This is a genomic window from Pseudomonas sp. LB3P81, from assembly GCF_054897965.1.
Map to the genome: position 1 here is coordinate 5,327,062 of NZ_JBUBVG010000001.1, position 26,595 is coordinate 5,353,656.

25 protein-coding genes and 2 pseudogenes are annotated in these 26,595 nt (G+C 59.7%); 16 read left to right on the plus strand and 11 right to left on the minus strand.

Going from position 1 to position 26,595, the window contains the following annotated elements; all coding sequences use genetic code 11:
* Positions 1-46: 46 nt before the first annotated feature.
* A complete protein-coding gene (locus ACYZTL_RS24685; protein WP_461953926.1) occupies positions 47-925 on the minus strand; it encodes a queuosine precursor transporter in 879 nt (292 codons plus the stop codon).
* The gene (locus ACYZTL_RS24690) at positions 915-1,514 is read right to left on the minus strand and encodes a helix-turn-helix transcriptional regulator (RefSeq protein ID WP_461953927.1); all 600 of its coding nucleotides are present in this window, start codon (positions 1,512-1,514) and stop codon (positions 915-917) included. Before ACYZTL_RS24690 ends, ACYZTL_RS24685 begins: the two co-directional genes overlap by 11 nt.
* 382 nt (positions 1,515-1,896) lie before the next feature.
* On the opposite strand from ACYZTL_RS24690, the gene ACYZTL_RS24695 reads away from it, so the two are divergent.
* From ACYZTL_RS24695 to ACYZTL_RS24715, 5 genes are all read left to right on the plus strand, one after another.
* Positions 1,897-2,256 carry a DUF6124 family protein gene (locus ACYZTL_RS24695; protein ID WP_461953928.1) on the plus strand — a complete coding sequence of 120 codons (360 nt, stop codon included), beginning with the start codon at positions 1,897-1,899 and terminating at the stop codon, positions 2,254-2,256.
* A gap of 60 nt (positions 2,257-2,316) precedes the next feature.
* Positions 2,317-2,571, plus strand: coding sequence for a hypothetical protein (locus ACYZTL_RS24700; protein ID WP_461953929.1), 255 nt, complete (start codon positions 2,317-2,319; stop codon positions 2,569-2,571).
* An 84-nt stretch (positions 2,572-2,655) separates the two neighbouring features.
* On the plus strand, positions 2,656-3,156 hold the full coding sequence (locus ACYZTL_RS24705; RefSeq protein ID WP_461953930.1) for a sigma-70 family RNA polymerase sigma factor: 501 nt from the start codon (positions 2,656-2,658) through the stop codon (positions 3,154-3,156).
* Between the two features lie 148 nt (positions 3,157-3,304).
* Positions 3,305-4,288 (plus strand): FecR family protein, encoded by a 984-nt coding sequence (locus tag ACYZTL_RS24710; RefSeq protein ID WP_461953931.1) that lies wholly within the window; start codon positions 3,305-3,307, stop codon positions 4,286-4,288.
* Positions 4,289-4,385: 97 nt separating this feature from the next.
* Positions 4,386-6,824, plus strand: a complete 2,439-nt coding sequence (locus ACYZTL_RS24715; protein WP_461953932.1) for a TonB-dependent siderophore receptor — start codon at positions 4,386-4,388, stop codon at positions 6,822-6,824.
* A gap of 92 nt (positions 6,825-6,916) precedes the next feature.
* Here the strand turns inward: ACYZTL_RS24715 and ACYZTL_RS24720 are convergent, their stop codons facing one another.
* The gene (locus ACYZTL_RS24720; RefSeq protein ID WP_461953933.1) at positions 6,917-8,068 is read right to left on the minus strand and encodes an MFS transporter; all 1,152 of its coding nucleotides are present in this window, start codon (positions 8,066-8,068) and stop codon (positions 6,917-6,919) included.
* 163 nt (positions 8,069-8,231) lie between these two features.
* Between ACYZTL_RS24720 and ACYZTL_RS24725 the strand changes: the two genes are divergently transcribed.
* Positions 8,232-9,224, plus strand: a complete 993-nt coding sequence (locus ACYZTL_RS24725; protein WP_461953934.1) for a diaminopimelate epimerase — start codon at positions 8,232-8,234, stop codon at positions 9,222-9,224.
* A gap of 119 nt (positions 9,225-9,343) precedes the next feature.
* On the opposite strand, the gene codA is transcribed toward ACYZTL_RS24725, so the two are convergent.
* The 5 genes and pseudogenes from codA to ACYZTL_RS24750 form a co-directional block, all read right to left on the minus strand.
* Entirely contained in the window at positions 9,344-10,588 is a 1,245-nt protein-coding gene (gene codA, locus ACYZTL_RS24730) for a cytosine deaminase (RefSeq protein WP_461953935.1), read from the minus strand.
* Positions 10,589-10,601: 13 nt separating this feature from the next.
* Positions 10,602-11,873 carry a cytosine permease gene (gene codB / locus ACYZTL_RS24735; protein ID WP_461953936.1) on the minus strand — a complete coding sequence of 424 codons (1,272 nt, stop codon included), beginning with the start codon at positions 11,871-11,873 and terminating at the stop codon, positions 10,602-10,604.
* 266 nt (positions 11,874-12,139) lie between these two features.
* Positions 12,140-12,963, minus strand: a pseudogene (locus tag ACYZTL_RS24740) (alpha/beta fold hydrolase).
* A gap of 211 nt (positions 12,964-13,174) precedes the next feature.
* Positions 13,175-13,531 (minus strand): 6-carboxytetrahydropterin synthase QueD, encoded by a 357-nt coding sequence (queD, locus tag ACYZTL_RS24745; RefSeq protein WP_047527439.1) that lies wholly within the window; start codon positions 13,529-13,531, stop codon positions 13,175-13,177.
* Positions 13,532-13,605: 74 nt separating this feature from the next.
* Complete coding sequence (locus ACYZTL_RS24750; RefSeq protein WP_461953937.1) at positions 13,606-14,685, minus strand: patatin-like phospholipase family protein; 1,080 nt, start codon at positions 14,683-14,685, stop codon at positions 13,606-13,608.
* Positions 14,686-14,952: 267 nt separating this feature from the next.
* Here ACYZTL_RS24750 and ACYZTL_RS24755 point away from each other — a divergent pair, with 267 nt between their 5' ends.
* The 4 genes from ACYZTL_RS24755 to ACYZTL_RS24770 are packed head-to-tail and all read left to right on the plus strand — an operon-like array spanning position 14,953 to position 17,578.
* Positions 14,953-15,264 (plus strand): PepSY domain-containing protein, encoded by a 312-nt coding sequence (locus ACYZTL_RS24755; protein ID WP_461953938.1) that lies wholly within the window; start codon positions 14,953-14,955, stop codon positions 15,262-15,264.
* The gene (locus ACYZTL_RS24760; RefSeq protein WP_461953939.1) at positions 15,264-15,596 is read left to right on the plus strand and encodes a PepSY domain-containing protein; all 333 of its coding nucleotides are present in this window, start codon (positions 15,264-15,266) and stop codon (positions 15,594-15,596) included. Before ACYZTL_RS24755 ends, ACYZTL_RS24760 begins: the two co-directional genes overlap by 1 nt.
* A 3-nt stretch (positions 15,597-15,599) precedes the next feature.
* Positions 15,600-16,268 carry a response regulator transcription factor gene (locus ACYZTL_RS24765; protein WP_461953940.1) on the plus strand — a complete coding sequence of 223 codons (669 nt, stop codon included), beginning with the start codon at positions 15,600-15,602 and terminating at the stop codon, positions 16,266-16,268.
* A complete protein-coding gene (locus ACYZTL_RS24770) occupies positions 16,265-17,578 on the plus strand; it encodes a sensor histidine kinase (RefSeq protein WP_461953941.1) in 1,314 nt (437 codons plus the stop codon). Before ACYZTL_RS24765 ends, ACYZTL_RS24770 begins: the two co-directional genes overlap by 4 nt.
* A 177-nt stretch (positions 17,579-17,755) precedes the next feature.
* Here the strand turns inward: ACYZTL_RS24770 and ACYZTL_RS24775 are convergent, their stop codons facing one another.
* Together ACYZTL_RS24775 and ACYZTL_RS24780 are read right to left on the minus strand one after the other, a co-directional pair.
* Complete coding sequence (locus ACYZTL_RS24775; RefSeq protein WP_461954370.1) at positions 17,756-18,511, minus strand: methyl-accepting chemotaxis protein; 756 nt, start codon at positions 18,509-18,511, stop codon at positions 17,756-17,758.
* Between the two features lie 102 nt (positions 18,512-18,613).
* Positions 18,614-19,957, minus strand: a pseudogene (locus ACYZTL_RS24780) (methyl-accepting chemotaxis protein); the annotation flags it as partial.
* A gap of 319 nt (positions 19,958-20,276) precedes the next feature.
* On the opposite strand from ACYZTL_RS24780, the gene ACYZTL_RS24785 reads away from it, so the two are divergent.
* From ACYZTL_RS24785 to ACYZTL_RS24795, 3 genes are all read left to right on the plus strand, one after another.
* Positions 20,277-21,593: a Na+/H+ antiporter family protein gene (locus tag ACYZTL_RS24785; RefSeq protein WP_461954371.1), complete on the plus strand. Its 1,317-nt coding sequence runs from the start codon at positions 20,277-20,279 to the stop codon at positions 21,591-21,593.
* A gap of 164 nt (positions 21,594-21,757) precedes the next feature.
* Entirely contained in the window at positions 21,758-23,440 is a 1,683-nt protein-coding gene (locus tag ACYZTL_RS24790) for a methyl-accepting chemotaxis protein (protein WP_461953942.1), read from the plus strand.
* Positions 23,441-23,673: 233 nt separating this feature from the next.
* On the plus strand, positions 23,674-23,838 hold the full coding sequence (locus ACYZTL_RS24795) for a metallothionein (protein WP_461953943.1): 165 nt from the start codon (positions 23,674-23,676) through the stop codon (positions 23,836-23,838).
* Positions 23,839-23,983: 145 nt separating this feature from the next.
* On the opposite strand, the gene ACYZTL_RS24800 is transcribed toward ACYZTL_RS24795, so the two are convergent.
* A complete protein-coding gene (locus ACYZTL_RS24800) occupies positions 23,984-24,211 on the minus strand; it encodes a DUF6555 family protein (protein ID WP_046032745.1) in 228 nt (75 codons plus the stop codon).
* A gap of 145 nt (positions 24,212-24,356) precedes the next feature.
* Here ACYZTL_RS24800 and ACYZTL_RS24805 point away from each other — a divergent pair, with 145 nt between their 5' ends.
* The 3 genes from ACYZTL_RS24805 (at position 24,357) to ACYZTL_RS24815 (ending at position 26,489) form a co-directional block, all read left to right on the plus strand.
* On the plus strand, positions 24,357-25,133 hold the full coding sequence (locus ACYZTL_RS24805) for an AraC family transcriptional regulator (protein WP_461953944.1): 777 nt from the start codon (positions 24,357-24,359) through the stop codon (positions 25,131-25,133).
* Between the two features lie 196 nt (positions 25,134-25,329).
* Complete coding sequence (locus ACYZTL_RS24810) at positions 25,330-25,503, plus strand: DUF1427 family protein (protein WP_008035179.1); 174 nt, start codon at positions 25,330-25,332, stop codon at positions 25,501-25,503.
* 29 nt (positions 25,504-25,532) lie between these two features.
* The gene (locus ACYZTL_RS24815; RefSeq protein WP_461953945.1) at positions 25,533-26,489 is read left to right on the plus strand and encodes a quinone oxidoreductase family protein; all 957 of its coding nucleotides are present in this window, start codon (positions 25,533-25,535) and stop codon (positions 26,487-26,489) included.
* Positions 26,490-26,595 lie beyond the last annotated feature (106 nt).

The window sequence follows — 26,595 nt, forward strand, 5'->3', positions numbered from 1 at the left end:
TGAATTAGCTGTTGGGGGAGTTAGCTGTTAGTAATTCCCCCAGGCTTTATGCAGGTTGGCCTGCAGCTATATACTTCTTAAATAGTGATCTTGCTCCGTAGGCAGGTAAAATGTTGAAAACTGCGAAGCACATTTTTATAGCTATTTGAATATAGACGATATGAAGTATGTCGCTATTTTGCATGGTTCCGTAAAATGCAATAAAGCAAAAAAGAAAGCTGTCTATAATCACTGCAAAGAAAGTACTAAAAAATACCCGGAAAAATAGAAATCTGGAGTTTGTTAATTCTTTTATCCTGCATAGAAGATAAGAATTGACGTATTCCGAGAAAAGAAAAGATATACAGGAGGCTACTAACACAGATGACACATGCGTAATCACCTCGCTGTAGGGTTCGTCGAGTTTCCAGCCGGGCAAGCCGGGAAGATAGCTAGTTCCACTTAGTAATATGATGATAAACGCATTGCTTGCGAAAGCGAACAGTATGGCTCGTCTTGCGAGTCTAATGCCGTAAGCTTCATTTAGTATGTCAACTACTAAAAACGTCAGTGGGTATAGAAAAACGCCAGGAGTAACAACTATGTCAAATAATTCTATGTATACAAGTTTCGTCGCGGCAACATTTGTGAATATGTAGAGTGCGAAAAGCATTAAGTTGAGGGCAACGTACGTCATCCACGACCTTTCGTGGCGATCATTCATTTCGTAGGTGGTTAATGCAGTACCACCAGAATAATATTTTCGATAGATGTCCTTGATTTCTACCTTGTTTAGGTTGTCTATTATTTCGCTTCTCAATATTTCGCCTAGCTTTACTTTTACGATTTTTCCTGTGGAGATCACCATGATAACGACAAGGTTTTTACTTTTTTCAAATCCCAATAATTTGTATTTGCTGTTTTCGAGTTCATTCCTATTTTCCATTAAACCTTTCCTCTAAAATATCTCCAATAATATAAGTGGTATCAGAGTTAAAGTAATTGCCGCTGGCTATGGTTAGTCTATTCGTTACTTTGTCGTACCCTAACTTGTCTGTGCTGCCATTTGATAAGCCCCTTTTGACTATCAAAATATCCCCCGTCTCGTTCATTTCACTGATTTCATTCTCGAGAAGCACACCTATTAAATTACAGGCCGTGCCGAAGTAATAGGTCAGCGGGTGCGTGATAGCCAACTCACCAATTCTTTTGTCCAGACTCTGAAGCAGAAAACTTTCTCTAATGATCGGGATCGCTACCGGGTTCATGTTTCCGTGTGGAGAGGCACTGCTCTCTATTATTTCTTTTTCTTCAAAATCGACCGTCTCTATTTCTTTATAAGACACGCCAAAAAAATCTGATATTTTTCGAATGGTCGATTGTTGTACATGGGTTACCCTTCCTTCCAGAATGTTATAGATGGTTGTTCGGGTTAATCCGCTGGAATTACACAAGGAAAGCCGGGTCTCTCCACGGCTTTTTATCAGGTACTTTATGTTGTTCTTCAGTTTTTCTGTTCTGTCTTTCTTGTGCATTCAATATCTACCATTTGCCTGTTGTTGCAATAGATTGCGCGTGCATAGGTGGCTCTCGTTGAACGCAGCATCCTACACATCTGTCGCCTAGACAAAAATAATAATTTTTTTCAAAAAATCGAACAATGGTGAAAGTGTTTTTTATTTCGTGATTTGGTGTTGTCATTGTATGTAAGACGCTGCCTACCATGATGAAAGAATTGTCTTACAGTAACTGTGAAGTTATTGTCGAGGGAATCATTTAATTACACAGATGTTCAGTTATTTGATTAATAAAATGGAATTTTCTGGTAATAAATCTACTGGTCCGCCATGTATAACCGTCAACCAATTTTGGTTGGCAAGAGACGGACGCTTTCTCAACCTTGCAAGGAGCTCCGGCATGAAAAAAGCCACCCCAATTGCAACCGAACAGTCAGGCCTTCCGGCCCGCGACACCGTCCATTCACCCAAGCCCTCTAAAGTCTCCGAACAACTCGTCAGCGTGCCCCTGCGCAATCACAAACGTCCCGAATCAGCCAGCCATTTCTTCACCATAGTGCCGGATGCCGATACGGAAGCCATGCTCTGTCACGCCTCGGAAACGCTTGCTTCCCTGAGTGTGATGGCCACCGATCTCGCTCGGGAACTCGAGGGGCCGCGTCGCCAAATCATATTGACCATCCAGCAACTGTCCGCAATTGGCGAGCTGTTGGTCAATCGAGCGCTGGATAACTTGCAGCCGCCCCGTGGGTCGTCTTAAGTGCCGTCCAACGGCCAACGTTGAGTAGTTGTGTTCTTTTCCCAATGGAGGTTTTTCGTCATGGATCGATACATGCCTGTTACCGGCATCGACTGCAGCGTCCCGTCATTGCTGATCGACACTGAAGCGCCACTGGACGTGTTGCATGAAACCGCGGCCTACCGCATTCGTACCGCAACGCAACTGCTGGAGAGTTTTGCGTGTGGCGAAGGTGTCCACAGTGAGCTGGCGCGAGTGTTGGTGACTTCACTGCGCGATGGCTGTGATCTGCTGGATGTTGTGGGGCGACGATTGCAGGGGCAGGTTTCAGAGTAGAAAAACGGGCGCCTCTCAGCGCCCCATTGCTTCCGGTTAATAGGAAGCATTACTATTCACGCCCCGTCTTCACAGCACACCGCAATGACCCCCAAGCTGCCCCGCAGACAGGGCTTTTTCGAGCATTACGAAGAGTTGGTTGGCACCTGGACCCGTCGCCTGAGAAATCGTCAGCAGGCTGAGGATCTGGCCCACGACACCTTCGTGCGGGTGCTTGAGTCCGATTCGGCGACGGTGGAACAACCCCGGGTGTATTTGCACCAGACCGCTCGCAACATCGCGGTGGATGGTTATCGGCGTGAGGATCGGCGGGGCGCCATGGAGTCGGAGGCGGTCGATCACAGTGTGTCGTCGTCCGGCGACCCGGAGCATTTCATGCAGGCGATCCAGTTGGCTGATTCCATCGAACGGGCGCTTACCGAGCTGCCGGTCAATTGTCGCAAGGTGTTCGTCTGGCAGAAGATCGAGGGCCTGACCCAGGCCGAAATCGCCGAACGCCTGGGACTGTCCAAGAACATGGTGGAAAAGTATATGATCCGCACCCTGCGGCATCTGCGCGACCGCCTCGACGGACTGCAATCATGATGTGCGCTGGCTTTTGCAGGAGCTGGCGAAGCCTGCGATCTTTTGGCGGCGTTGAAATCGCCGAACATCAAAAGATCGCAGCCTTCGGCAGCTCCTACACGAAACAAAGGCGCCGTACCTTCTCACCCCCAGCCAAACAGGAACTTCCATGATGGATACTCGTGATTGTGCGTGCGGGCAAACAACGGTTCGCGATGAGGCGGCGCAGTGGTTTGTGCGTTTGCAGGAGCCGGCCGTCGACGTCGAGGAATATCGACGCTTCGAGCTGTGGCTGAACGAGCACCTTCAGCATCGCGATGAATTTCAATTGCTTCAGGGCTTGTGGACGGCGGTGGATCTTGTGCCCGCCGCGCGTCTGCAAGCCTTGTGTGAAACCCCGCCGGCCCGCAGCAAACGTCGTCCGCTGATGCGTTATGCGGTGGCGGCCAGTGTATTGGCCGTGGCGCTGGGTTTGGGGCTGTTCAGCGGTTTGAATCAACCGGCGCCTTATACCGCCGAGTATTCGACAGCGCTGGGCGAGCGTCGCCAGGTGGCGTTGCCGGACGGTTCGGTGATCGATCTGAACAGCCGCAGCCGCCTTCAGGTGCGCTATGAAAAAGGCCATCGAGGCATCGAGCTGACGGAAGGCGAGGCCATGTTCAGCGTCGCGCACGACAGCGATAGGCCGTTCGTGGTCCAGGCGGGCAGCGGCAAGGTCACGGTTACCGGCACCCGCTTCGATGTGCGTCGCGGCGTCAGCGAAACCCGAGTCGTGGTGGAGCAGGGCACGGTCAAGGTTCAGGGGCGCGGTGCGCCCGACAACGAATTCATCAGCCTCACCGCCGGCCTCGGTACACGCGTCGACGCCCAAGGCACTGTCGCGGCGGCATATGCCGTTAACCCGGCGGAATTGACCGCCTGGCGCAGCGGCAAACTGGTGTTCAACAACGCCAGCCTGGCCGAAGTGGCCGAGGAAGTGTCGCGCTATCGGGAGAAATCCCTCACCGTCGGCAACGACAAAGTCGGCCATCTGCGCCTGACCAGCGTGTTCAAATCCGACAACACCGACGCGCTGCTCAAGGCCTTGCCGAACATCCTGCCGGTGGCCGTGCGCACCCTCGATGACGGCAGTCAGGAAATAATTTCAAAGTAAATTCAGGTTTTTTTCGAGTTCATCGTCTTCTTGTCCAACTGCAACTGGTTTGCATTAACAAACGCACACTTTTGCGATCCACAGGACTACGTTCGACGTGAAAAAATCCACCGCTAAAAACAACGCCGCTAGAAACAACAAACGCCCTTGGTTGCCGCTGGCCCTTGCGCTGGCGGTCAACGTTGCGCTGCCTCAGGCCTTTGCTGCCGACGCGATCCACATCCCGGCGCAACCCCTGGGTCAGGCGCTGAGTGAACTGGGTCAACAAACCTCGCTTCAGGTGTTCTTCAGCCCTGAGCTGGTGGCCGGCAAGCAAGCCCCGGCGGTGGACGGCAATCTCTCGCCGGAACAGGCCCTGCGCCAGTTGCTGCAAGGCAGCGGCCTTGAGTATCAGATCGACGAAGGTTCGGTGACCCTGACTCCCGCGCCGACTTCCGCCGCCAACGGCCCGCTGGAACTGGGCGTGACCGACATCAAAGTGGTCGGCGACTGGCTCGGTGACGCCGATGCCGCCGTGGTGCAAAACCACCCTGGCGCTCGTACGGTGATTCGCCGCGAAGCCATGGTCGAGCAGGGCGCAATGAACGTCGGCGACGTGCTCAAGCGTGTGCCCGGTGTGCAAGTGCAGGAAGCCAACGGCACCGGCGGCAGCGACATCTCCCTGAACGTCGGCGTACGAGGCCTGACGTCGCGCCTGTCGCCACGCTCCACTGTGTTGATCGACGGCGTGCCGGCAGCGTTTGCCCCGTACGGCCAGCCACAGTTGTCCATGGCACCGATTTCCTCGGGCAACCTTGAGAGCATCGACGTGGTACGCGGTGCCGGCTCCGTGCGCTACGGGCCGCAGAACGTCGGCGGTGTGATCAACTTCGTGACCCGCGCCATCCCGGAAAAAGCCTCCGCTGAAATCGGCACCACCCTGGAAACCTCCCAGCACGGTGGCTGGAAGCATATCGACACGGCGTTTGCCGGCGGTACCGCGGACAACGGCATCGGCGTGGCGCTGTTGTACTCGGGCGTGAACGGCAACGGTTACCGTGAGCGCAACAACGGCAACGACATCGACGACGTGATTCTCAAGACCCATTGGGCACCGACCGATGTCGACGATTTCAGCCTCAACCTGCACTACTACGACGCCAGCGCTGACATGCCCGGCGGCCTGACCCAGAAGCAATACGACGCCAATCCGTTTCAGTCCGACCGCAACAACGACAACTTTAGCGGGCGCCGCAAGGACATTTCGTTCAAGTGGGCGCGGCAGATCGATGACCGCACCCAGGCCGAAGTGCTGACCTACTACTCCGACAGCTTCCGTGGCAGCAACATCGCCGCCCGCGATCAGAAGACCCTCGGCTCGTTCCCGCGCACTTACTACACCTTCGGCATCGAACCGCGGGTGTCCCATGTGTTCGACGTCGGCCCGACCACCCAGGAAGTCAGCGTCGGTTATCGCTATCTCAAGGAAGGGATGCACGAAGAGGCCAGCCGTCTGGCATTGGTCAATAACGAGCCGGTGGCGCGCCCGGGTTCGGACGGCCATGTGTATCAGGACCGCACCGGCGGCACTGAAGCCAACTCGGTGTACATCGACAACAAAATCGACGTCGGCAACTGGACGGTCACGCCCGGCATCCGTTTCGAACACATAAGCACCGACTGGCACGATCGCCCCGTGCTCGACACCGCCGGCAAGCGCGTACTGGAAAAGAACCGCAGCATCGAAAGCAACGAGCCGCTGCCGGCCTTGAGCGTGATGTATCACATTTCCGATGCCTGGAAGCTGTTCGCCAACTACGAAACCTCGTTCGGCAGCCTGCAGTATTTCCAGCTCGGCCAGGGTGGCACGGGTGACAACACCGCCAATGGCCTGGAGCCGGAAAAGGCCAAGACCTATGAGGTCGGCACGCGCTACAACGATGACGTGTGGGGCGGCGAAGTGACGCTGTTCTACATCGACTTCGATAAAGAGTTGCAGTACATCAGCAACGACGCGGGCTGGACCAACCTCGGCGCGACCACGCACCGAGGGATCGAGGCTTCGGTTCACTACGACATGGCGGCACTGGACCCACGGCTCGACGGCCTGACCGCCAACGCCGGGATCACCTACACGCGCGCCGTTTATGAAGGCGAGATTCCCGGCTTCAAGGGCCGCGACCTGCCGTTTTACTCGCGTCAGGTAGCGACCGCCGGGCTGCGTTACGACATCGACCGCTGGACCTACAACCTCGATGCGTTTGCCCAGTCCAAACAGCGCTCGCCGGGCGTTGCGGTGAATGGCGACGGCAGCTTCACCAACAACTACATCACTGAAGGCACCGCCGACGGTCAGTACGGCGACATTCCGGGTTACGTCACCTGGAACGTGCGGGGCGGTTATGACTTTGGCGCGCAGCTGTCGAACCTGAAAGTCGGCGCCGGGGTGAAAAACATCTTCGACAAGCAGTACTTCACCCGCTCCAGCGACAACAATTCGGGCATGTACGTCGGTGCGCCACGCACGTTCTTTGTGCAGGCCAGCGTCGGGTTTTAAGAGCCAAGATCAAAAGATCGCAGCCTGCGGCAGCTCCTACATTTGGATGGCATACCTCCTGTAGGAGCTGCCGCAGGCTGCGATCTTTTACTTCAGACTTTCAACACTTTCCCGCCGATAGCGACCGCCATCAGCAACACCGCCATCAACCCAAAGGCAAAACTCAAACTGCTGCCGTGGGCGATGAAACCGATCACCGCAGGCCCCGCCAGAATCCCCGCATAACCCAGCGTCGTAATCGCAGGCACGGCCACGCTTTCGGGCATCACCGTCTGTTTGCCCACGGCGGTGTACAACACCGGCACGATGTTTGAACAGCCAGCCCCCAGCAGCGCATAACCCACCAGCGCCAGCTCCCAGCTTGGTGCGAATGTCGCCAGAAACAGACCCCCGGCCGCCGTCAGCCCACCCAACACGATCACCCGAGTCGCGCCGAGGCGGTGGACAATCGCGTCTCCGGTCAACCGGCCCACGGTCATGGCCAAGGCAAACGCGGCATAGCCCAATCCTGCATACGCTGTGTCGATCCCGCGTTCCTGCGCCAGGAACACCGCGCTCCAGTCGAGCGCAGCACCTTCGGCGAGGAACACGATGAAGCACATTGCGCCGATGAACAGCACGATGCCGTGGGGAACGGCAAACGCCGGCCCCGAACTTTCACTGCCATAGGGCAACAAGTGCGGCGCGGCTTTGCACAGCGCGATCAGCAGCAGCACGATCACCACCAGCGTTGCCCCCAGCGGCGAAACCCCAAAGCCGAGCAACGCGCTGACGCCCGCCGCCCCGATAATCCCGCCAAGGCTGAACAGCCCGTGGAAGCCCGACATCATGGTCTTGCCGCTGGCCCGTTCGACGATCACCGCTTGCAGGTTCACCGTCGAATCCACCGTGCCCAGGCCCGCGCCGAACATGAACAATGCCGCGATCAGCGCGGGTATCGACGACACCGTCGCCAACAGCGGCAGGGCTGCACAGATCAACAAGGTCCCGCCGACCGCCACGCGCCGGCAGCCGAAACGCGTGGCCAGGATCCCGGCCATCGGCATCGCCAGAATCGAGCCTACCCCCAGGCACAACAACAGCAAACCGAGGGTCCCTTCGTCCAGCCCGGCCCGCGCCTTGGCGTACGGCACCAGCGGCGCCCACGCGGCAACCCCGAACCCGGCGATGAAAAAAGCCACGCGGGTGGACATCTGTTCCAGGCGTCCGGGCACGAAGGTGGTCCGGGTGTTGAGGTTGGTCATATCGATCCTTGGCAAAAACGTAGCGTCCCCAAGGGACAGTGACTCACCGGTGAGGTTCGATCAGCGTCCGGACGGTTTCGCGTTCAGGCAGGGCGACATCCTTGCACAGCCCTTCGGTGATTCGCGATATGTTGTCGCCTTCGATGTTTGTTCAGGAGGCGCCATGACGCGGTTCTACGATGCTCGAGGCAATATCTACGCGGTGGTGGCGCCGGACGCGGTGCGTCGCGAAGGGATCGATTTACCTGAACAGGCCAGTCTCGCGGCGCAAGCCCGTACGGCATGGGCGTTGTCGGCCATCGAGGCGTTCTGCGCCTGGGCGCCGGGCACGCAACCGACCGGCAGCAAGGACCATCGCTGCGATGGTCTGCTGGTGGGGCCGTTTCAATCAGCGCCGCCGTTCGATCTGTTGATCGTCAACACCGACGGCACCTTGGCTGAGCGCAGTGGCAACGGGCTGACGATTTTTTCCCGGGCGCTCAGTGACCAAGGGCTTTTCCCGGAGAACGAGGCCTGTGTGCTCAGGGTTCATCACGACAAGGCCGATACGCCTTCACCGGGTGAAACATCCGTGAACAGCGCGCAAGTCGAAGGCGTGCAGGGCTTCTGGCTGGATCTGGGCAAACCGGCGTTCGGGCCGGAGGCGGTCAGTGCTCAAGGCGTGCCCGGCGTGGCATTCAACGATCGCGAGCTTAGCCATGTACAACCGCTGTCGGCACTGGATCCGGCCTGGTCTCGCAGCCAGTTCGTGCGGGTCGGCAATCCGCATTGCGTAACCCTTGTGGACAATGCGCAGGCATTGCCGGCGAATGAGCAGATGCGTGAGGCGAGGTTGTCCGAAGGCTTGACGCAAATTGCCTACGCCATGCCGACCGGGGCAGGGCGGCCGTGTCCGGCGGGGATCAATTTGCAATGGGCGATGCGTGAGTCCGAGGGGCGAATTGCTGCTCGGGTGTTTGAACGTGGAGAAGGGCCGACCGCGTCGTCCGGCACCAGTGCGAGCGCGGTGGCGTGCGCGGCCTGGCGGGTGGGTTGGGTGAGCGTCGGCGAGGTGAAGGTGGTGATGCCTGGTGGTACGGCGCCGATTTTGCTGGAGGAAGAGCAGGGCGAATTGAGTCGGGTCAGCCTGTTTGGTACGGCTCGGTTGATGAGGTGATATTGAGATTGCCTTCGCGAGCAAGCCCGCTCCCACATTCGACCGCGTACTTATCCGGCGACTCGGTCAAATGTGGGAGCGGGCTTGCTCGCGAAGAGGCCGGCACAATCACCAAAAATTCAGGGTAGGTCCGCCCATTCCACCACCGGCATCTGCCGCTTCATCAACACCTTCCCACCGCGAACCGAATACAGCGGCAACCCCTGACTACGAATCACCTCGTAATCACTGTCCGCCGACAAAATCAGCAAATTCGCCGGCCGCCCGCGCTCCAGTCCATAGCGGTCACCCAACGCCATGGCCTTGGCGCTGTTGTCGGTCACCAGGTCCAGCGCGCTTTGCAGGTTGCGATACCCGAGCATGTGACAGATGTGCAGACCCGCTTCAAGCACCCGCAAAATGTTGCCGTTACCCAGCGGATACCACGGATCAACGATCGAATCCTGACCGAAACACACGTTCATCCCCGCTTCGAGCAACTCATTGACCCGGGTGACGCCCCGGCGTTTCGGGAAGTTGTCGAAGCGGCCTTGCAGGTGAATGCTTTCGGTCGGGCAGGAAACAAAACTGATCCCCGAATGCCCGAGCAGGCGAAACAGTTTGGCGCAGTACGCGTTGTCGTAAGAACCCATGGCCGTGGTGTGGCTGGCCGTGACCCGCGAACCCATGTCGCGACTGCGGGCTTCCTCTGCCAGCACTTCAAGGAAGCGCGAATGCGGGTCGTCGGTTTCATCGCAATGCACGTCCACCAGGCAACCGGTGCGTTCGGCCAGGTCCATGAGGAATTTCACCGAACTCACGCCCTGATCGCGGGTGTATTCGAAATGCGGAATCCCGCCGACCACGTCCGCGCCCATGCGGATCGCTTCCTCCATCAACTCGCGACCGTTGCGGTACGACTCGATGCCTTCCTGGGGAAACGCGACGATTTGCATGTCGATCAAATGCCGGCTTTCCTCGCGCACTTCGAGCATCGCCTTCAGCGCGGTGAGCTGCGGGTCGGTCACGTCGACGTGAGTGCGCACGTGCTGGATGCCGTGGGCGGCGAGGGTCTGGATGGTCTTCTTCGCCCGGGTTTTGGTGTCCTCTTCGGTGATCGTCACCTTGCGCTCGCCCCAGCACTCAATGCCTTCGAACAGCGTGCCGCTCATGTTCCAGCGCGGCTCGCCGGCGGTCAGCGTGGCGTCGAGGTGAATGTGCGGCTCGACGAAGGGTGGCACCACCAGGTTGCCACCGGCGTCCAGATCATCGGGGCCCAGGGTCGGCGCTTCGGTCTGACGGGCAACGTTGCTGATCAGGCCGTTTTCCAGGTGCAACTCATGCAGGCCTTCTTGGTTGCGCAGGCGGGCGTTGATGATGTGCATCAGGCGAATCCTTTTAGAGATCTTGTAATGGTGCGTTGGCGGTGCGGGCACCGAGCAGGCCGGTCAATAGCACATACGTTAGCGCGGCAGCGGCAATCCCTACCAGCGGCGCGACCCACGGCGAACCGAACGCGGCGGCCGTGCCGACCGCGTAAGCACCCAGGCCGGACCAGTTGAAGGCCGGCAATTGCGCTTCGGCCAGTCGAGGATATTGACCACGGTAGCGAAAGAAAAAGTCCGCCATGATCACGCCGCCGATCGGCGGAATCACCGTGCCCAGCAGAATCAGGTACGGCACCAACAGGTCGTACATGCCCAGCAATGCCAGCAGCGTGCCGATCACCGCGCCGGCCAGGGTCACGGTCTTGCGCCGACCAGTGCGCAGCAGGTTGCAACCGGCAACGGCGAAGTTGTAGATGGTGTTGTCCTGGGTGCTCCAGATGTTCAGCAGCAACATCGCCATCGCCGCCATCGCGAAACCTTGCAACAGCAGCACTTCGACCACGTCCGGTTGCTGGTAGACGATGGCCCCGTAGGCGCCGATCAGCACCATCAGGCCGTTGCCGATGAAGAAACCGATCAGGCTGGCCAGCACCGCGACCCGCGCCGAACGGGAAAAACGCGTCCAGTTGGTGGCTTGCGTGGCGCCGCTGACGAAGGTGCCGAACACCAGGGTGATCGCGGTCGACCAGTCCAGAGTGCCGGTCGGGACCACGGCCAGCAAGCCATCGAGCCCGCCGACTTTCACCGTGGCGACCCACATCGACAGCATCAGCAGCAACATCATCGCCGGCACCGCGATGTACGACAGAATCTCCAGTCCGCGATAACCGACGTACGCCGTGGCGCAAAACACCAGGCCGAACACCACCATCAGACCCAGCACGGTGCCTTCGCTCAATTCGAAATACTTGCCCAGCACCACGGCCGCCGTGGCCGTGCCCCAGGCGTACCAGCCGATCTGGGTGAAACCGAGGATCAGGTCGCTGAGCTTGCTGCCCACCTCACCGAAGCAGAACCGCCCCATCAACACCGAATTGAGGCCGCTCTTGAAGGCGATGTAGCCCAGGCCTGCGGCGTAGAGGCCCAGCAACAGATTGCCGACGATGATCACCGCCATCATCTCGCCGAAACTGAACGCAACACCGAGCTTGCCGCCGGCGAACATGGTGGCAGTGAAAAAGGTGAAACCCAGCAACACCATGGCCGTGGAGGCCAGGCCTTTGCGGGCATGCATCGGGACTTCGCTGAGGGGGTAATCGTTGCCGGGATCGTTGGGCGTCATGGGGCGTTCCTTGCTGAATGGGTGACGCGAGAGGGGGTTGCAGTGGTCGTGCCAAGCGGGGTGGATGTGGTTATGTATAGACGAGCGCGAAAGTTTGGAGCGCGGAAGGGCACGAAACCGGTGCACCTGCAGGAACACAGAACCCATGTGGGAGCGGCGGTGCGACGATTCGACTTGCTCGCGAAGGCGGTGGGTCAGTCGACATCTCTGTTGCCTGACCCACCGCATTCGCGAGCAAGCCCGCTCCCACAATGGATTCGGTTTCGTCAGGGGGATTGGGGCAAAAACCGCAACAACGCCGCGACGATGGCTTCGGGTGCATCTTCCTGAACCAGATGCCCGGCATTGGGGATTGGGTGAAACTGCGCCCCCGGAATCATCTGCTGCAGTGCTCGACCACGTTCGATGGGAATCCACTGGTCATCCTCACCCCACAGAATCTGCACCGGGCAACGAACCGTCGGGTACAACCCTTCAACCTCGCGGGTAAAGCGCTCATCCATTTGCGCGATCTGCCGGTAAAACCCCGCTTGCCCCGGATCGCCCAACCACGGATGGACGTAAGGGGCGAGTCCTCGTCCGGGATTTCCCGCTTGATCGCCCCACGAATATAGGCCGACACGATTGCCCGTTGAATGTAATCAGGCAGTCCGCTGAACGCCGCCTCATGCTGGCGCACATGCTGCACAAACGGCGAACCCCAGGGCGTCAGCGCCACCGGGTCGATCAGCGTCAGGCTGCGGTAATTTTTCCCGTTCAGAAGGTGCGCGCGCAGTACCGTGGCACCGCCGAAATCGTGAGCCACCACGTCCGGACAGCCCAAGCCCCAATGTACCAGCAGTTGCGCCAACAGCTCGTTCTGCACGCCAAGGGACACATCACCCTCGACCTTCTTGGACAGCCCATAGCCCAACAAGTCGAAGTAGTGCACCCGGTGCGAAGTGATGAAGTGCGGCGCTATCCGGTGCCACACATAAGAAGAGAAGGGCGTGCCATGCACAAACACCATCGGCGGGCCATTGCCCCGAACGGCGTAGCGAACGGAGTGCCCGTTGAAGCGATAGGTCTGAGCAAGCGGCCAGTCAGTCATGGGGGCGTCCTCTTGGCAGGTGCATGCCAAAAAGCATAGGCATAAAAAAACAGCCGAAGAAGGCTGTTTAATTACCCAACTGACGAAACGCATTCCCCCCTGTGGGAGCGGGCTTGCTCGCGAAGGCGGTGTGTCAGGCAGCAGAGATGTCGACTGATACACCGCCTTCGCGAGCAAGCCCGCTCCCACAGGGGGATTTGTGTTGTCTGGTTTATTCGCCGCGGTAGATGCAACCGCTGGTGCACGTCTCGTGGATGCGGATCGCGCTGAGTTCTGGCAGCAATGGCTTGAGTTCGGCCCAGATGAATTTGGCCAACACTTCACTGGTCGGATTCTCCAACCCCGGAATGTCATTCAAATAGTTGTGATCCAACCGCTCATACAACGGCTTGAAGATCGCCTTGATCTCCGAGAAGTCACGAATCCAGCCGGTATGCGGATCAATATCGCCACTCAGATGAATCGCCACTTTGAACGAGTGACCGTGCAGGCGGCCGCACTTGTGGCCGTCCGGGACATGGGGCAGGCGGTGGGCGGATTCGAAGGTAAATTCTTTGAAGATTTCCACAGTTTTTTCAGCTCTGTCAGGTGGCGATCGCCGGGGCGATGTGGGCAGGCGGCGAGTTTAACAGTTTGTCCTGACTAAAGGGTCAGCAAGCGTTCGCCAAGGCGACCGTTGGCGGCCAGTTCGAGAAACTCATCGCCCAGCCTGCGACTTTCATCCATGGTCGCACGCCAGTATTTCTGCCGGCTCGGCGCATCGCCCATGAAACGCTTGAAATCATTACGGTCCGGCAGTTTGCCGTAGGGCAGGCGCGTCAGGTATTCCTTCGACGGCGCCAGCAACAGAACATCCTGCAAACGCGCAGGGCAGGCGCGGCGCCACGGCAGGGTCTTGTCGAACCAGCCGGGGATCACGCGGTCGGTGAAGTGCGGATACAGCACGATGTCGTTGCCGCTGTAAGGCAGGTCGAGGTGATAGTCCAGCAGACCACCGTCGCGGAACGTTCCGGCGCCAGCGCCCGGCAGGTCGCGCACGCCTTCCATGACCATCGGAATCGAACCCGAGGCGAGCAAGGCCTGGCGCAGGTTGCCGGCATTCAGCTCGACGAAACGCGACGGGAAATCGTTCAGGGCATTGACCGGCGGTGCCAGGCGCGGGTCGTGGATGATCAGCCGCTCGAAATGCCGTGACAGCCGCGCGCGACCGCGCAGGTTGTCGGCGATCACCGACGACAGGCCCAACCCGAGGCGACCGCGATGATCGTCCGCGAGCAGGCCATGGCTTTTGACCACCATGATGTTCAGTCGGTAATGGGCGTTATCCAGAATCGAGGCGTCGCGGCCGTCGAGCAGGTCATTGAGCATGCGCTGGGAGCTTTGGCTGATCTGCGCCATGGTCACGCCCTTGGCGAAATTCTGCTCGGTGTACAGGTGACCGAGGCGGCGGATGCCTTCGGCGGCGTCCGGCAGGCACGCACTGGCGAAGCGCCAGGAACCCACAGACGCGCCAATCAGCGATCGCTCCCGAGGCGCCGCGGGCAGCCATTCACCGAACAGTGCCAGGTCCAGACCTTGAATCCCCAACGCCTTGGGCCCACCGGCGGCGCCGGGCAGCGTGCCGACATCGGCGGCGTTCAAACCGTTTTCACGGATACGCGCGAAGGCACGGGGGCCGGCCTTGAGGGTCAGGGAGGGGAATTTGATGTGGATGGCGGTCATACCGGTCTCGATGTCTGGCAAGCGGGGGATTATAGACAGATCATGAAACGCCACAAATCCACTGTGGGAGCGGCGGTGCGACGATTCGACTTGCTCGCGAAAGCGGTGTGCCAGTCACTAGATATATTCACTGACACACCGCCTTCGCGAGCAAGCCCGCTCCCACAGATTTGGTGTTGCATCCTGATGATGGCCATTCAGTTTCAATTAAGTTCGAGTCGCTAAGGTGCTGCCCAACGGAAAACTATAAGAGTTTCGGAGACACCCATGAAAATCCTGGCTGCCCTGTTCATCTCACTCCTCGTGTTCGGCCTTACTGCCAACCTCGGCCACACTCGGGACTTGCGCTCCGACGAAGCCCGAAACCTGATCGACGCTGGTACCATTGTGCCGATCGAGCAGGTCGAGGCCGTCGCCATGGCCAGGCATCCGGGTTCGAAAATCATCGACATCGAACTGAAAAAAAAGTACGGCATTTACCTCTACCGGATTGATCTGAGCGACCCGCAAGGCGTGGAGTGGGAGCTGGAACTGGATGCGACTGACGGGCTGTTGCGCAAGGATCATCAGGACACTTAATGAAATCGTTTTTGCCGCATTCATCCGCGCGCGCCGTGAGCCACTTGGCCCTGGCTCTGGCGCTTGTAGCGTTCTGCTCGGTCACACTGGCCCGCGACCTCGATCAGGACGAAGCCCTGCGTCTGCGTCAGCAAGGCGTGATCCTGCCGCTTGAGCAACTGTTGCAGCAGGCAATGGACCGTTACCCCGGGTCGAAGCTGCTGGAAGCCGAGCTCGAAGAGAAACGCGGCGTCTATATGTATGAAGTCGAGTTGCTGACCTCCGAAGGCGTGGTCCGTGAGCTGGACGTCGACGCCACCACTGGCCAGTTACTGAAAGACAAGGAAGATTGACCGATGCGTTTGCTCCTGGTGGAAGACCACGTGCCCCTGGCCGACGAACTGCTGGCCGGCCTCACCCGCCAGGGCTACGCCGTGGACTGGCTGGCCGACGGCCGTGACGCGGTGTATCAGGGCAGCAGCGAGCCCTATGACCTGATCATCCTCGATCTCGGCCTGCCGGGTTTGCCGGGGCTCGACGTGCTGGCGCAATGGCGCGCGGGCGGGCTGGCCACGCCGGTGCTGATCCTGACGGCACGCGGTTCCTGGGCCGAACGCATCGAAGGCCTCAAGGCGGGCGCCGACGATTACCTGACCAAGCCCTTCCATCCTGAAGAACTGCACTTGCGCATCCAGGCGCTGTTGCGCCGCTCCCATGGCCAGATCAATCAACCGACGCTTCAGTCGGCGGGATTGCACCTGGACGAGGGCCGCCAATGCGTGACCCGCGACGGCGCGGACATCCAGCTCACCGCCGCAGAATTTCGCCTGCTGCGTTATTTCATGCTGCACCCCGAGCAGATCCTCTCCAAAAGCCACCTCGCCGAACACCTCTACGACGGTGAAACCGAGCGTGATTCCAATGTGCTGGAAGTCCACGTCAATCACTTGCGGCGCAAACTCGGGCGCAGCGTGATCGAAACCCGTCGCGGCCAGGGTTATCTGTTTGGCGGTCAAACGCAGTGAGGTCGATCCAGCGCCGCTTGAGCCTGGGGCTGATCAGCGTGATGGTGATCGTCGGCCTGGTGTTGGCGCAAACCAGCCTGTGGCTGTTCGAAGTGGGTTTGCAGCGCTACCTCGAAGCCGGGCTGCGCAACGACAGCGAAAGCTTGCTGGTGGCGTTGGTGCGTGGGCCGCAAGGGTTGCAACTGGATGAACGGCATCTGTCGCCGGCCTACCAACGACCGTTTTCCGGACATTACTTCCGCATCGATTTTGCCGACAGCCATTGGCGTTCGCGTTCTCTGTGGGATCAAGAACTGCCGCGCCTCGACCACCCCGGCCTGCACAGCAACCTGCAACTGGGGCCGGAAGGCCAGCAATTGCTGATCTTGCGTTCGGACTATCGCCGTTTGGGCCAGTCGATCTCCATCAGTGTCGCCCAGGATTACACCCCGGTGCGCGACAGTTTCAAGCGCATGCAGCAAGTGGGGCTTGGCTTGGGGTTGGCGGGGTTGTTGCTGATTCTGTTGTTGCAGCGGATCACCGTGCGCCGCGCCTTGCGCCCACTGGAAAGGGCCCGCGAGCAGATCGCCCAGTTGCAGCAGGGCCAACGTTCGCAACTGGATGACCGGGTGCCGGTGGAGCTTGAACCACTGGTGGCGCAGATCAACCATTTGCTGGCGCACACTGAAGACAACCTCAAGCGTTCGCGCAATGCGTTGGGCAACCTCGGGCATGCCTTGAAAACCCCGCTGGCCGTGTTGTTGAGCCTGGCTTCCAGCGAAAAACTCGATGCCCATCCCGAGCTGCGAAAAATCCTCAAGGCGCAACTGGAGCAGGTTCAGCAGCGACTCAATCGGGAGCTCAATCGCGCCCGGCTGTCCGGCGATGCGCTGCCGGGGGCGTTGTTTGATTGCGATGCGGAACTGCCGGGGTTGCTCGCCACGTTGAACATGATTCACGGCGAACATCTGGAGCTCGGCTATCGCGCGCCGGCCGGGTTGCAGTTGCCTTGGGATCGTGAAGATTTGCTGGAACTTCTGGGCAACCTGCTGGACAACGCCTGTAAGTGGGCGGATGCCGAGGTGCGGTTGAGCGTCGTCGAGACGGCTGAAGGATTTCAGTTGAGTGTGGAAGATGATGGGCCGGGGATTCCCGAGGACCAGCGTGTTCAGGTGTTCAGCCGGGGTACGCGGCTGGATGAACAGATGGATGGGCATGGGTTGGGACTGGGGATCGTGCGCGACATCGTCGACACGTGGGGCGGGGTGTTGCGGCTGGAGGAGAGTGAGTGGGGCGGGTTGAAGGTGCTTATCGAACTCCCAAAACGCTGACACCAATCTGAAGCCAACCGATAACCCTGTGGGAGCGGGCTTGTGTGGCGAGGGAGCTTGCTCCCGCTCGGCTGCGAAGCAGTCGCAAAACTTTTAGGGCCGCTTCGCGACCCAGCGGGAGCAAGCTCCCTCGCCACACAGGCTCGCTCCCACATTTGGATCTTCAGTGGATTTGGTTTAGACGCGAAACTGATCCATCAAACGCTGCTGCTGATTCGCCAGGCTATTCAACGACTGGCTCACTCGCGCCGACTCGTTCGCCTGCCCCGACAGCGACTCGGTCACATCCCGAATCGTCGCCACGTTGTTGTTGATCTCTTCCGCTACCGCGCTTTGTTCTTCCGCCGCACTGGCAATCTGCAGGTTCATGTCGCTGATCACCGTCACCGCGTCGCCAATCTGCCGCAACGCCGTGACGGCCTGGCTGACCTGCTCGACGCTGCCTTGAGCCTGACGATGGCTGTTGTTCATCGACCCCACCACATCCTGGGTGCCGCTCTGCAACTGCTCGATCACCAGACGGGTTTCTTCAACCGACTCCTGCGTACGCCGCGCAAGGTTGCGCACTTCGTCGGCCACCACGGCAAAACCACGGCCGGCTTCACCGGCACGGGCCGCTTCGATGGCGGCGTTGAGGGCCAGCAGGTTGGTTTGCTCGGCGATGGCGCGAATCACTTCCAGCACCGAACCGATTTTCTCGCTGTTCGCCGCCAGGCCTTCGACCTGCACCATGGCCGCGCTCATGTCGGCGGCGAGGTTGTCGATGCTGTGGGTGGTCTGGTCGATCACCGTCAATCCGCGACGAGTGGCCTGATCCGCATCCTTTGCAGCCTGTGCCGCCTGCGCGGCGCTGCGGGCAACGTCCTGGGCAGTGGCGCTCATTTCGTGGGACGCCGTGGCAGCCTGATCGACCTGACGATACTGCTGCTCCATGCCCGCGCTGGTTTGCGTGGCGATGGCGGAGGACTGGTCCGCCGTGCTGCGGGCGTCCTGCACCGAGCGTTTCACTTCGGCGATGATCGGTTGCAGTTTGTCGAGGAAGCGGTTGAACCAGCCAGCCAACTGGCCCAGTTCATCCTTTTTGTCGTAAGCCAGACGCCGGGTCAGGTCGCCTTCACCGCTGGCGATGTCTTCGAGCATGTGCGCCACGCCGAGAATCGGTCTGGTCACGCTACGTGCCATCAGCCACACCAGCAACAGGCCGATCAACGCCGCCAGCACACCGAGGCCGAGTTCAACCAAAGTGCCGGCGGTATTGCTGGCATCGAGTTGTTTCTTCAGCGCTTCGGCCGGACCGATCAGGACTTTTTCCGGCACGTCGAGCAGCACGCCCCACGACTTGCCACCGGGAATCGGCTGGAACGGCGACAGCACTTTCAACTGCTGGTTGCTGTGCAGGCTTGCGGTTTTGCTGCTGGCGGCGAGCATGCGGATCAGCTCGGCGCCGCTGGTTTTGTCTACGGCGTCCAGGCGCTGGCTGAGTTTGCTGGCGTCCGGGCTGTAGCCAGCGAGCAACCCGACCGGGCTGACGATGCTGACGCTGGCCTGGCCGTCATAGAGCTTTTTGCTCGCGCCCTGACTGACCGCTTGCAGGCTGTTGAGGTTGATGTCCACCGACAGCGAAGCGATGACTTTGCCGTTGACCATGAGCGGGAACACGATGCTGGTCATCAGCACGTTCTGGCCGTCGATCACATAGAAGTAGGGTTCGATCACGCAAGGTTTGAGCGAGGTGCGCGGGCACGTGAACCAGGCGTTGGCGGGTTCGCCGCTGGGGCCGGTGCTGGTGTCGGCCATGTCAGTTTCGGGCAGCGCCATCGACGTCACCTTGCCGGGCGTCGGCTGCGACCAGTAGAGCGCGAAACGGCCCTTGTCGTTACTGCCCAGTTCCGCCTGGCCCGCGAAAAGTTCGTCCTTGCCGTCCAGCGCATTGGGTTCGAACACCAGGGACAGGCCGAGCAATTCCGGGTTGGCTTGCAGCGCCGATTTGACCTGGCGGGTCAGGTCTTCGCGCAGGTCGAAGGCATCGAGAAAGCGCTTTTCGGCCTGGTCACGCAGGAACAACACCTGACGCGAAAAACCGTGGCCATATTGATAGGCGTCCATGAACTGCTGGCGAATCACCAGCGCCTGGTTTTCGCCCTGGGACTCGATCCGGGCCTGGGCGGCGTCAGTGAGCATCTCCATGCTCGAGGCTTTCACCAGCCCGGAGCTGTGCTCCATGCGATACAGCGAAAGACCTACCAGCAAGGTCACGATACCCGCCAGGCAAAGCCCGGCCAGCAGGGTGATTTTCCATTGAATGGAAAGTTGTCTGAGCGACATGGAGACGTCCTTATTCGATAAATATCTGAGACTTTGCACTGTAACGGCCGTCATCCAGCTTTCTTTATGCCGTTCACCAAAGCTTTTGTGGCGAGGGAGCTTGCTCCCGCTCGGCGGCGAAGCCGTCGCAAAACCTGCATGCAAGGTATGTCTGAAAGAATGCCGGGGGCTGCTTCGCAACCCAGCGGGAGCAAGCTCCCTCGCCACAGGGTGATCACAGGCAGTTACCCATCATTTACTGGCCGGGCGCTTTGACACCGGACCCACTCTGCGGCACAGTGCGCGCCCTCTAATAAAACCCATTCCTTGATCCGCTGGCGGCTCTTCGCAGACTGCCGGCTGGACTCATTTCGCTTGCCTTGAGGTAACGATGATTAATGCTGTAATTGCCGCGGTCGGCGTCATGCTGGTGCTCAGCCTGTCCCGCGTGCACGTTGTGATCGCGCTGATTATCGGCGCGCTGGTGGGCGGCCTGACCGGTGGCCTGGGCATCGACGCCACCCTGAAAGCGTTCAACAGCGGCCTCGGCGGCGGGGCGACGGTGGCGTTGTCTTATGCCTTGCTCGGCGCGGTCGCGGTGGCGATTGCCAAGTCCGGCCTGGCCCATGCGCTGGCGGACAAGGCCCTGGCCATGGTCGATCGCCAGCACGCCAACGGTGGCGGTTCGGTCAAGTGGCTGTTGATCGGTTTGCTGTGGGTGGTGGCCATCGCTTCACAGAATATTCTGCCGATACATATCGCGTTTATTCCGTTGCTGGTGCCGCCGCTGTTGTACGTGCTGACCAAACTGCAACTGGATCGCCGGTTGATCGCCTGCGTCATGACCTTCGGCCTGATCACGCCGTACATGTTCCTGCCGGTGGGTTTCGGCAACATTTTCCTGAATGAAATCCTGCTGACCAACGTGGCCCGCAGCGGCGTTGATATCAGCGGCATCAACGTCACCCATGCCATGGGCATTCCGGCGCTGGGCATGGTGGTGGGTTTGGCGGCAGCGTTTATCAGTTACCGCAAGAAACGCGTCTACGACCTGGAAAAGATCGAGCAGGTCGAGCAGGTCGCGGTGCAGTACAACCCGCTGAGCCTGATGGTCGCGGGTGTGGCTATTGCGGCGGCGTTCATCATTCAACTGCTGCTGGACTCGATGATTATTGGTGCGCTGGCAGGCTTTTTGATCTTCTCGGTGTCGGGCATCGTGAAGTGGCGCGACACCGACGATCTGTTCACCGAAGGCATGAAGATGATGGCGATGATCGGCTTCATCATGATCGCCGCCTCGGGGTTCGCTGAAGTGATGAAAGCTACCGGTGAGGTGCAGACGTTGGTGGAGGCTTCGGCATCGTGGATCGGTCATAGCAAAGGCATCGGGGCACTGTTGATGTTGTTGGTCGGCCTGCTGGTGACCATGGGCATCGGCTCGTCGTTTTCCACCGTGCCGATTCTGGCGGCGATTTTCGTGCCGCTGTGCGTGCAGCTGGGTTTCAGCCCGATTGCGATCGTGTGCATCGTCGGCACCGCCGGTGCGCTGGGCGATGCGGGTTCGCCGGCTTCGGACTCGACCCTCGGCCCGACTTCCGGCCTGAACATCGACGGCCAGCATCACCACATCTGGGACACCGTGGTCCCGACCTTCCTGCACTACAACCTGCCGCTGCTGGCGTTCGGCTGGGTGGCGGCGATGGTCCTCTGATTCAAGATCAAAAGATCGCAGCCTTCGGCAGCTCCTACAGGGTGTATGCCATTCCTATGTAGGAGCTGCCGAAGGCTGCGATCTTTTTGGGGCATTCAACTTTTGATCCGGCGTGCCGTTAAAGCCTTTAACCACAACAATAAAATCAAAAAGAGTGAACCGTCATGCGCATGAGCCTGAAGGCTAAAGTCCTGTCCCTTGCCGTCCTCCCGGTGCTGCTCTTTGCGCTGGTCATCAGCCTGACCACGTTGTTCGTTCTGCAGGAACAGGCCCACAAGGAAGTCGAGGAGACGCGCCAGCGCCTGCTCAGCGATGCCAAGGCTACCCTGCAAAGTTATGTGGCCGTGGCCATGTCCACCATCAAACCGCTTTACGACGCCGCCGCGCCTGGCGATGACGCGGCGCGGGTGCAGGTGATCAAATTGCTGTCGAGCATCAGCTATGGCAAGGACGGCTACTTCTTCGGTTACGACTCCAACACCGTGCGCCTGTTCAAGGCCAACAGCCCCGAAGGCGTGGGCCAGAGCTTCAAGGACAACCGTGATCCGAACGGTGTCTACGTCAACCGCGACCTGGTGAAAGTCGCCAAGGATGGCACGCATTACCTGCAATACAGCTCGCCATTGCCCGGCAATACCAAGGTGCTGGTGCCGAAACTCGGCTACACCGAATACCTGCCGAAGTGGGACATGGCCGTCGGCACCGCGGTCAACCTCGACGGTATCGAAGCGCAGGTGGCGGTGGTCGAGGCCAAGGTTCAGGACCGTATGGAAGGCGTGTTGCTGAGCATCATCGGCATCGCCGCCGTCGTACTGTTGATGATCGCCGTCGCCGGCATGCTGCTGGCCAACACCATCCTGCGTCCGCTGAACCTGATGAAAGCCAACCTCGATGACATCGCGGCGGGCGAGGGCGACCTGACCCGGCGCCTGAGCATCACCAGCCAGGACGAGCTCGGCCAGCTCGCCGGTTCGTTCAACCGTTTTGTCGACAAGATCCACGGCCTGGTGCGCCAGATCACTGAAATGACCTCACAGCTGACCGGGTTGGTGAATCAGGTGTCCGATCAGGCCCAGCGCTCTGATAAGGCGATGGAGCGTCAGCGTCACGAGACCGATCAGGTCGCCACGGCGATCAACCAGATGTCGGCAGCCGCTCAGGAAGTGGCGAAGAGTGCGCAAAACGCCGCCGTTGCCGCCCAGCAGACCGACGAAGAAGGCCAGGCCGCCAAGCGTGTGGTGGCCGGCAGCATCGTGAAGATTCATGCGTTGGTGGACGATATTCGCAGCAGCGGCGTGTCCCTCGACAGCCTGCAAAAGGACGTGTCGTCGATTGTCAGCGTGCTCGGGGTGATCCGTTCTATTGCCGATCAGACCAACCTGCTGGCGCTCAACGCCGCGATCGAAGCGGCCCGGGCCGGTGAGGCCGGTCGTGGTTTTGCGGTGGTGGCCGACGAAGTACGGGCGCTGGCCAGTCGCACGCAAATCAGCACCCAGGAAATCCAGGGCATGATCGATCGTTTGCAGGCCGGTACTCAATCGGCGGTGGAAGCGATGCGCCGTTCCAGCGAGGCCGGCGACGGCACGTCCGTGCAGGCCAACGAGGCGGGGGCGTCGCTCGATACCATGGCCCAGCTGATAGGCACCATCAACTCGATGAACGCGCAGATTGCCAGCGCCGCCGAAGAGCAGACCGCCGTGGCCGAAGAGATCAACCGCAGCGTGCATCAGATCGCGGTGGCCGTGGACAACGTGGCCGACGAAACCCAACTCGGCGCCCAGACGTCCCGCAGCCTGGCGGATCTCGGTCAGCGACTGGGCAAACTGGTCGGACAGTTCCGTATCTGATTGATGATGCCATTGTGGCGAGCGAGCTTGCTCGCGTTGGGCTGCGCAGCGGCCCCAAAAATCTGTGAGCGCGGTCTGCCGCCATTTTTCCCGTAGGAGCTGCCGCAGGCTGCGATCTTTTGATCTTGAATTTGAAATGCGAAATCAAAAGATCGCAGCCTCCGGCAGCTCCTACACTGGTGATACGGTGCGCATCCGTCGCGCCTGACGACCACAACAATGGAGTCAGACACATGATCAACAGTGAAAGTAAATGCGATTGCCCGAAATGCTCATGCAAACTGGGCCAGCATCCGATTGCACGCCACGGCAAGCATTACTGCTGCGAAGCCTGCGCCAAGCACCACGAACACGGCGAAGAATGCGCAAGCAAAGACTGCAAGTGCGCCCAACGCTGACTGTAGGAGCGAGCTTGCTCGCGATGGACGTTAACGATAACGCGTGTTTTCTGATTAAACGCGCCGCTTCTGGGTTCATCGCGAGCAAGCTCGCTCCTACAGATACAGACGCACAGCTATCCCTTCTGAATCTTTCTCCACTCGGTTAACTCGCTGGCCGCCACGTTACGTTTTCCACACCGAATTTCTCCGCCATCGGTTTACTCGTTTTCTGCACCTTTTCCCGGCCAAAACGGGGGATCCGACCCACGCCGGCGTCGCAGCTCGCCCAATGCCAGGCCTCAGCATTATCCATCTTGTCCAGGCGGATAATGAAAGACTTGGGGGCGCCATGAAGGGTGTACTCAATGACGAAAAGTTTTGCGTTGTTCATAAAGCCCGTATTCCTCCCTGTAGTAATAGAAGGATCGTCGGGGCTGCGGAAAATTCAGTCGGATTGTCAGACGGCGGCCGCCAGTGGCGGCAAGGCTTGCGGCTGGTTACCATGCATTTTCTCCAAACCCCAATGATTGCTAGCCATGGCCCTTGCCGCGCCCCCCGACCTGAGTGACACCGATGTGCCCGTGCAACCGCTGGCGCGCACCTACCCGCGTGGGTTGTATATCGAGCCTCACGAGCATGTCTGGGGCCAGTTGCTGTATGCGATGAGCGGGGTGATGTGGGTCGAAACGCCCCATGAAGCGCTGGTGGTGCCGCCGCAACGGGCGGTGTGGCTGCCGCCGGGCGTGCCACACGGCATTCGCGTGGTCTCGGACCTGCAGATGCGTAACATCTACCTGCGGCCCTCGTTGGCCGCGACGCTGGACGCCACGGTTCAGGTGATCGAAGTGGGCGGATTGTTGCGTGAGCTGATCATCGGCCTGGTGGAGCAGGGTGACGACGGCGCACCGGAGTATTACGAGGCGCTGGTGGGACTGGCGCTGCTTGAGCTCAAACGTGCCCGGCGCTCGCTGCTGAAAATCCCCTTGCCGGACGATTCTGACCGGCGCCTGATGAACCTGTGTCAGGCGGTCATGGCCGCGCCGTCGCTGGACATTACCTTCGAACAACACGCCGAAAATGCAGGGGCCAGCGTGCGCACCCTGGCGCGGCTGTTCAAGGACGGTCTGGGCATGGGGTTCGCCGAATGGCGCCGGCAGGTGCAACTGGCGACGGCGGCGGCCGAGTTGATACAGGGTGTCGCTGTCAGCACGATTGCCCGGGAGCTGGGCTATTCGCCGAGCAGCTTCAGCGACATGTTCCGTCGGGAACTGGGTGTCGCGCCTTCGCAATTTTCCGCGAACCAAAACCTGTAGGAGCTGCCGCAGGCTGCGATCTTTTGATCTTGTTTTTAAAGAGAAAAATCAAAAGATCGCAGCCTGCGGCAGCTCCTACACATTCGCGTTGCGGCCGACATTAGCGCTTTGGCCGACATTCAGAAGCACTTGGCCGATGCTCGCCGTTGCCGGCCTCTAGACTTTGGGCATACCTCAATTGCCCACGGAGTCTGCCATGAGCTACCTCATCTCGCTGGTCATCGGTCTGGGCGTCGGTTTGCTCTACGGCGCACTGGATTTTCGTTCCCCCGCACCGCCGGCCATCGCGCTGGTGGGCCTGCTGGGCATGCTCGCCGGTGAAAAGTTGTGGCCGATGGGCCGACAACTGGTCACTGGCTGGATCTCCTGAATTCTCCCCTCTGTTCGATGGACATACCCATGAAAGCATTGCAGTTCGATAAAACCGGCGACCTCTCGGCCCTGCGCTATGTCGAGGTGCCGACCCCCGTTGCCGGCACCGATGAAGTGCTGGTGCAGATCAAGGCCGCCGGCCTCAACCCCAGCGATGTGAAGAACGTGCTGGGACGTTTTCCCTACACCACGTTGCCGCGGATTCCCGGTCGTGATTTCGCCGGCGTCGTGGTTGAAGGCCCGCAGGCATTGATCGGTCAGGACGTCTGGGGCACCGGCCGGGAGCTGGGCTTTTTCGCCGACGGCTCCCATGCACAATTCGTCAAACTGCCGGCCAACGGCGTGGCGCTCAAGCCGACTCACCTGAGTTTTTCCCAGGCCGCCAGCCTCGGCGTGCCATACACCACGGCGTGGGATGCACTGGAACGCAGCCTGGTGACGGCGCAGACGCGGTTGTTGGTGATCGGCGGTGGAGCGGTCGGCAGCGCGGCGCTGGCATTGGCCAAAGTGCGTGGTGCCCAGGTGCTGGCGGCGGCGCGTCGGCCGGAGCAGGTCAAGGACTTGCAGGCTCAGGGTTATCAGACGCTGCAACTGGATAAACCCGAAGACCTGGGCGCGCAAGTGAACGCAGTCTATGCCGGCGGCGCCGACGTGATTTTCGACACCACCGGGTTCTGGCTGCCGGCCTCGGTCGCCGCGTTGGCTGCGTTCGGCCGCATCGCGATCATCGCCGCGCCGGTGGATGGTCTGGTGCAATTGCCGGCCCTGGCGTTGTATCGCAAGGGCGGTTCGGTGGTGGGGATCAACTCGTTGCTGTACGGGGTTCAGGCGTGCGCGGCGATGCTCGATCAGTTCGGTAAGTTCTTCGATCAGGATCTGTTGCCGTTGCCGCAAGGGTTGTTCGAATCGCCGTTGGCTGAAGGGCTGGAGCGCTATGCCGAAGTGAATCAGGGCAGCGGCGACAAGGTGATTTTGCTGCCGTAACCCGCTCCGTGTAGGAGCTGCCGCAGGCTGCGATCTTCTGATCTTGAGCGATTTCGAATCAAGGTCAAAAGATCGCAGCCTGCGGCAGCTCCTACGAAACGGAGGT

Bases quoted from the DNA above. Each gene is read 5' to 3' on its own strand.
- ACYZTL_RS24685 (WP_461953926.1), bottom strand. From the start codon at position 925: ATGGAAAATAGGAATGAACTCGAAAACAGCAAATACAAATTATTGGGA.
- ACYZTL_RS24690 (WP_461953927.1), bottom strand. From the start codon at position 1,514: ATGCACAAGAAAGACAGAACAGAAAAACTGAAGAACAACATAAAGTAC.
- ACYZTL_RS24695 (WP_461953928.1), top strand. From the start codon at position 1,897: ATGAAAAAAGCCACCCCAATTGCAACCGAACAGTCAGGCCTTCCGGCC.
- ACYZTL_RS24700 (WP_461953929.1), top strand. From the start codon at position 2,317: ATGGATCGATACATGCCTGTTACCGGCATCGACTGCAGCGTCCCGTCA.
- ACYZTL_RS24705 (WP_461953930.1), top strand. From the start codon at position 2,656: ATGACCCCCAAGCTGCCCCGCAGACAGGGCTTTTTCGAGCATTACGAA.
- ACYZTL_RS24710 (WP_461953931.1), top strand. From the start codon at position 3,305: ATGATGGATACTCGTGATTGTGCGTGCGGGCAAACAACGGTTCGCGAT.
- ACYZTL_RS24720 (WP_461953933.1), bottom strand. From the start codon at position 8,068: ATGACCAACCTCAACACCCGGACCACCTTCGTGCCCGGACGCCTGGAA.
- ACYZTL_RS24725 (WP_461953934.1), top strand. From the start codon at position 8,232: ATGACGCGGTTCTACGATGCTCGAGGCAATATCTACGCGGTGGTGGCG.
- codA (WP_461953935.1), bottom strand. From the start codon at position 10,588: ATGCACATCATCAACGCCCGCCTGCGCAACCAAGAAGGCCTGCATGAG.
- codB (WP_461953936.1), bottom strand. From the start codon at position 11,873: ATGACGCCCAACGATCCCGGCAACGATTACCCCCTCAGCGAAGTCCCG.
- ACYZTL_RS24750 (WP_461953937.1), bottom strand. From the start codon at position 14,685: ATGACCGCCATCCACATCAAATTCCCCTCCCTGACCCTCAAGGCCGGC.
- ACYZTL_RS24755 (WP_461953938.1), top strand. From the start codon at position 14,953: ATGAAAATCCTGGCTGCCCTGTTCATCTCACTCCTCGTGTTCGGCCTT.
- ACYZTL_RS24760 (WP_461953939.1), top strand. From the start codon at position 15,264: ATGAAATCGTTTTTGCCGCATTCATCCGCGCGCGCCGTGAGCCACTTG.
- ACYZTL_RS24765 (WP_461953940.1), top strand. From the start codon at position 15,600: ATGCGTTTGCTCCTGGTGGAAGACCACGTGCCCCTGGCCGACGAACTG.
- ACYZTL_RS24775 (WP_461954370.1), bottom strand. From the start codon at position 18,511: ATGGAGCAGCAGTATCGTCAGGTCGATCAGGCTGCCACGGCGTCCCAC.
- ACYZTL_RS24790 (WP_461953942.1), top strand. From the start codon at position 21,758: ATGCGCATGAGCCTGAAGGCTAAAGTCCTGTCCCTTGCCGTCCTCCCG.
- ACYZTL_RS24795 (WP_461953943.1), top strand. From the start codon at position 23,674: ATGATCAACAGTGAAAGTAAATGCGATTGCCCGAAATGCTCATGCAAA.
- ACYZTL_RS24800 (WP_046032745.1), bottom strand. From the start codon at position 24,211: ATGAACAACGCAAAACTTTTCGTCATTGAGTACACCCTTCATGGCGCC.
- ACYZTL_RS24805 (WP_461953944.1), top strand. From the start codon at position 24,357: ATGGCCCTTGCCGCGCCCCCCGACCTGAGTGACACCGATGTGCCCGTG.
- ACYZTL_RS24810 (WP_008035179.1), top strand. From the start codon at position 25,330: ATGAGCTACCTCATCTCGCTGGTCATCGGTCTGGGCGTCGGTTTGCTC.
- ACYZTL_RS24815 (WP_461953945.1), top strand. From the start codon at position 25,533: ATGAAAGCATTGCAGTTCGATAAAACCGGCGACCTCTCGGCCCTGCGC.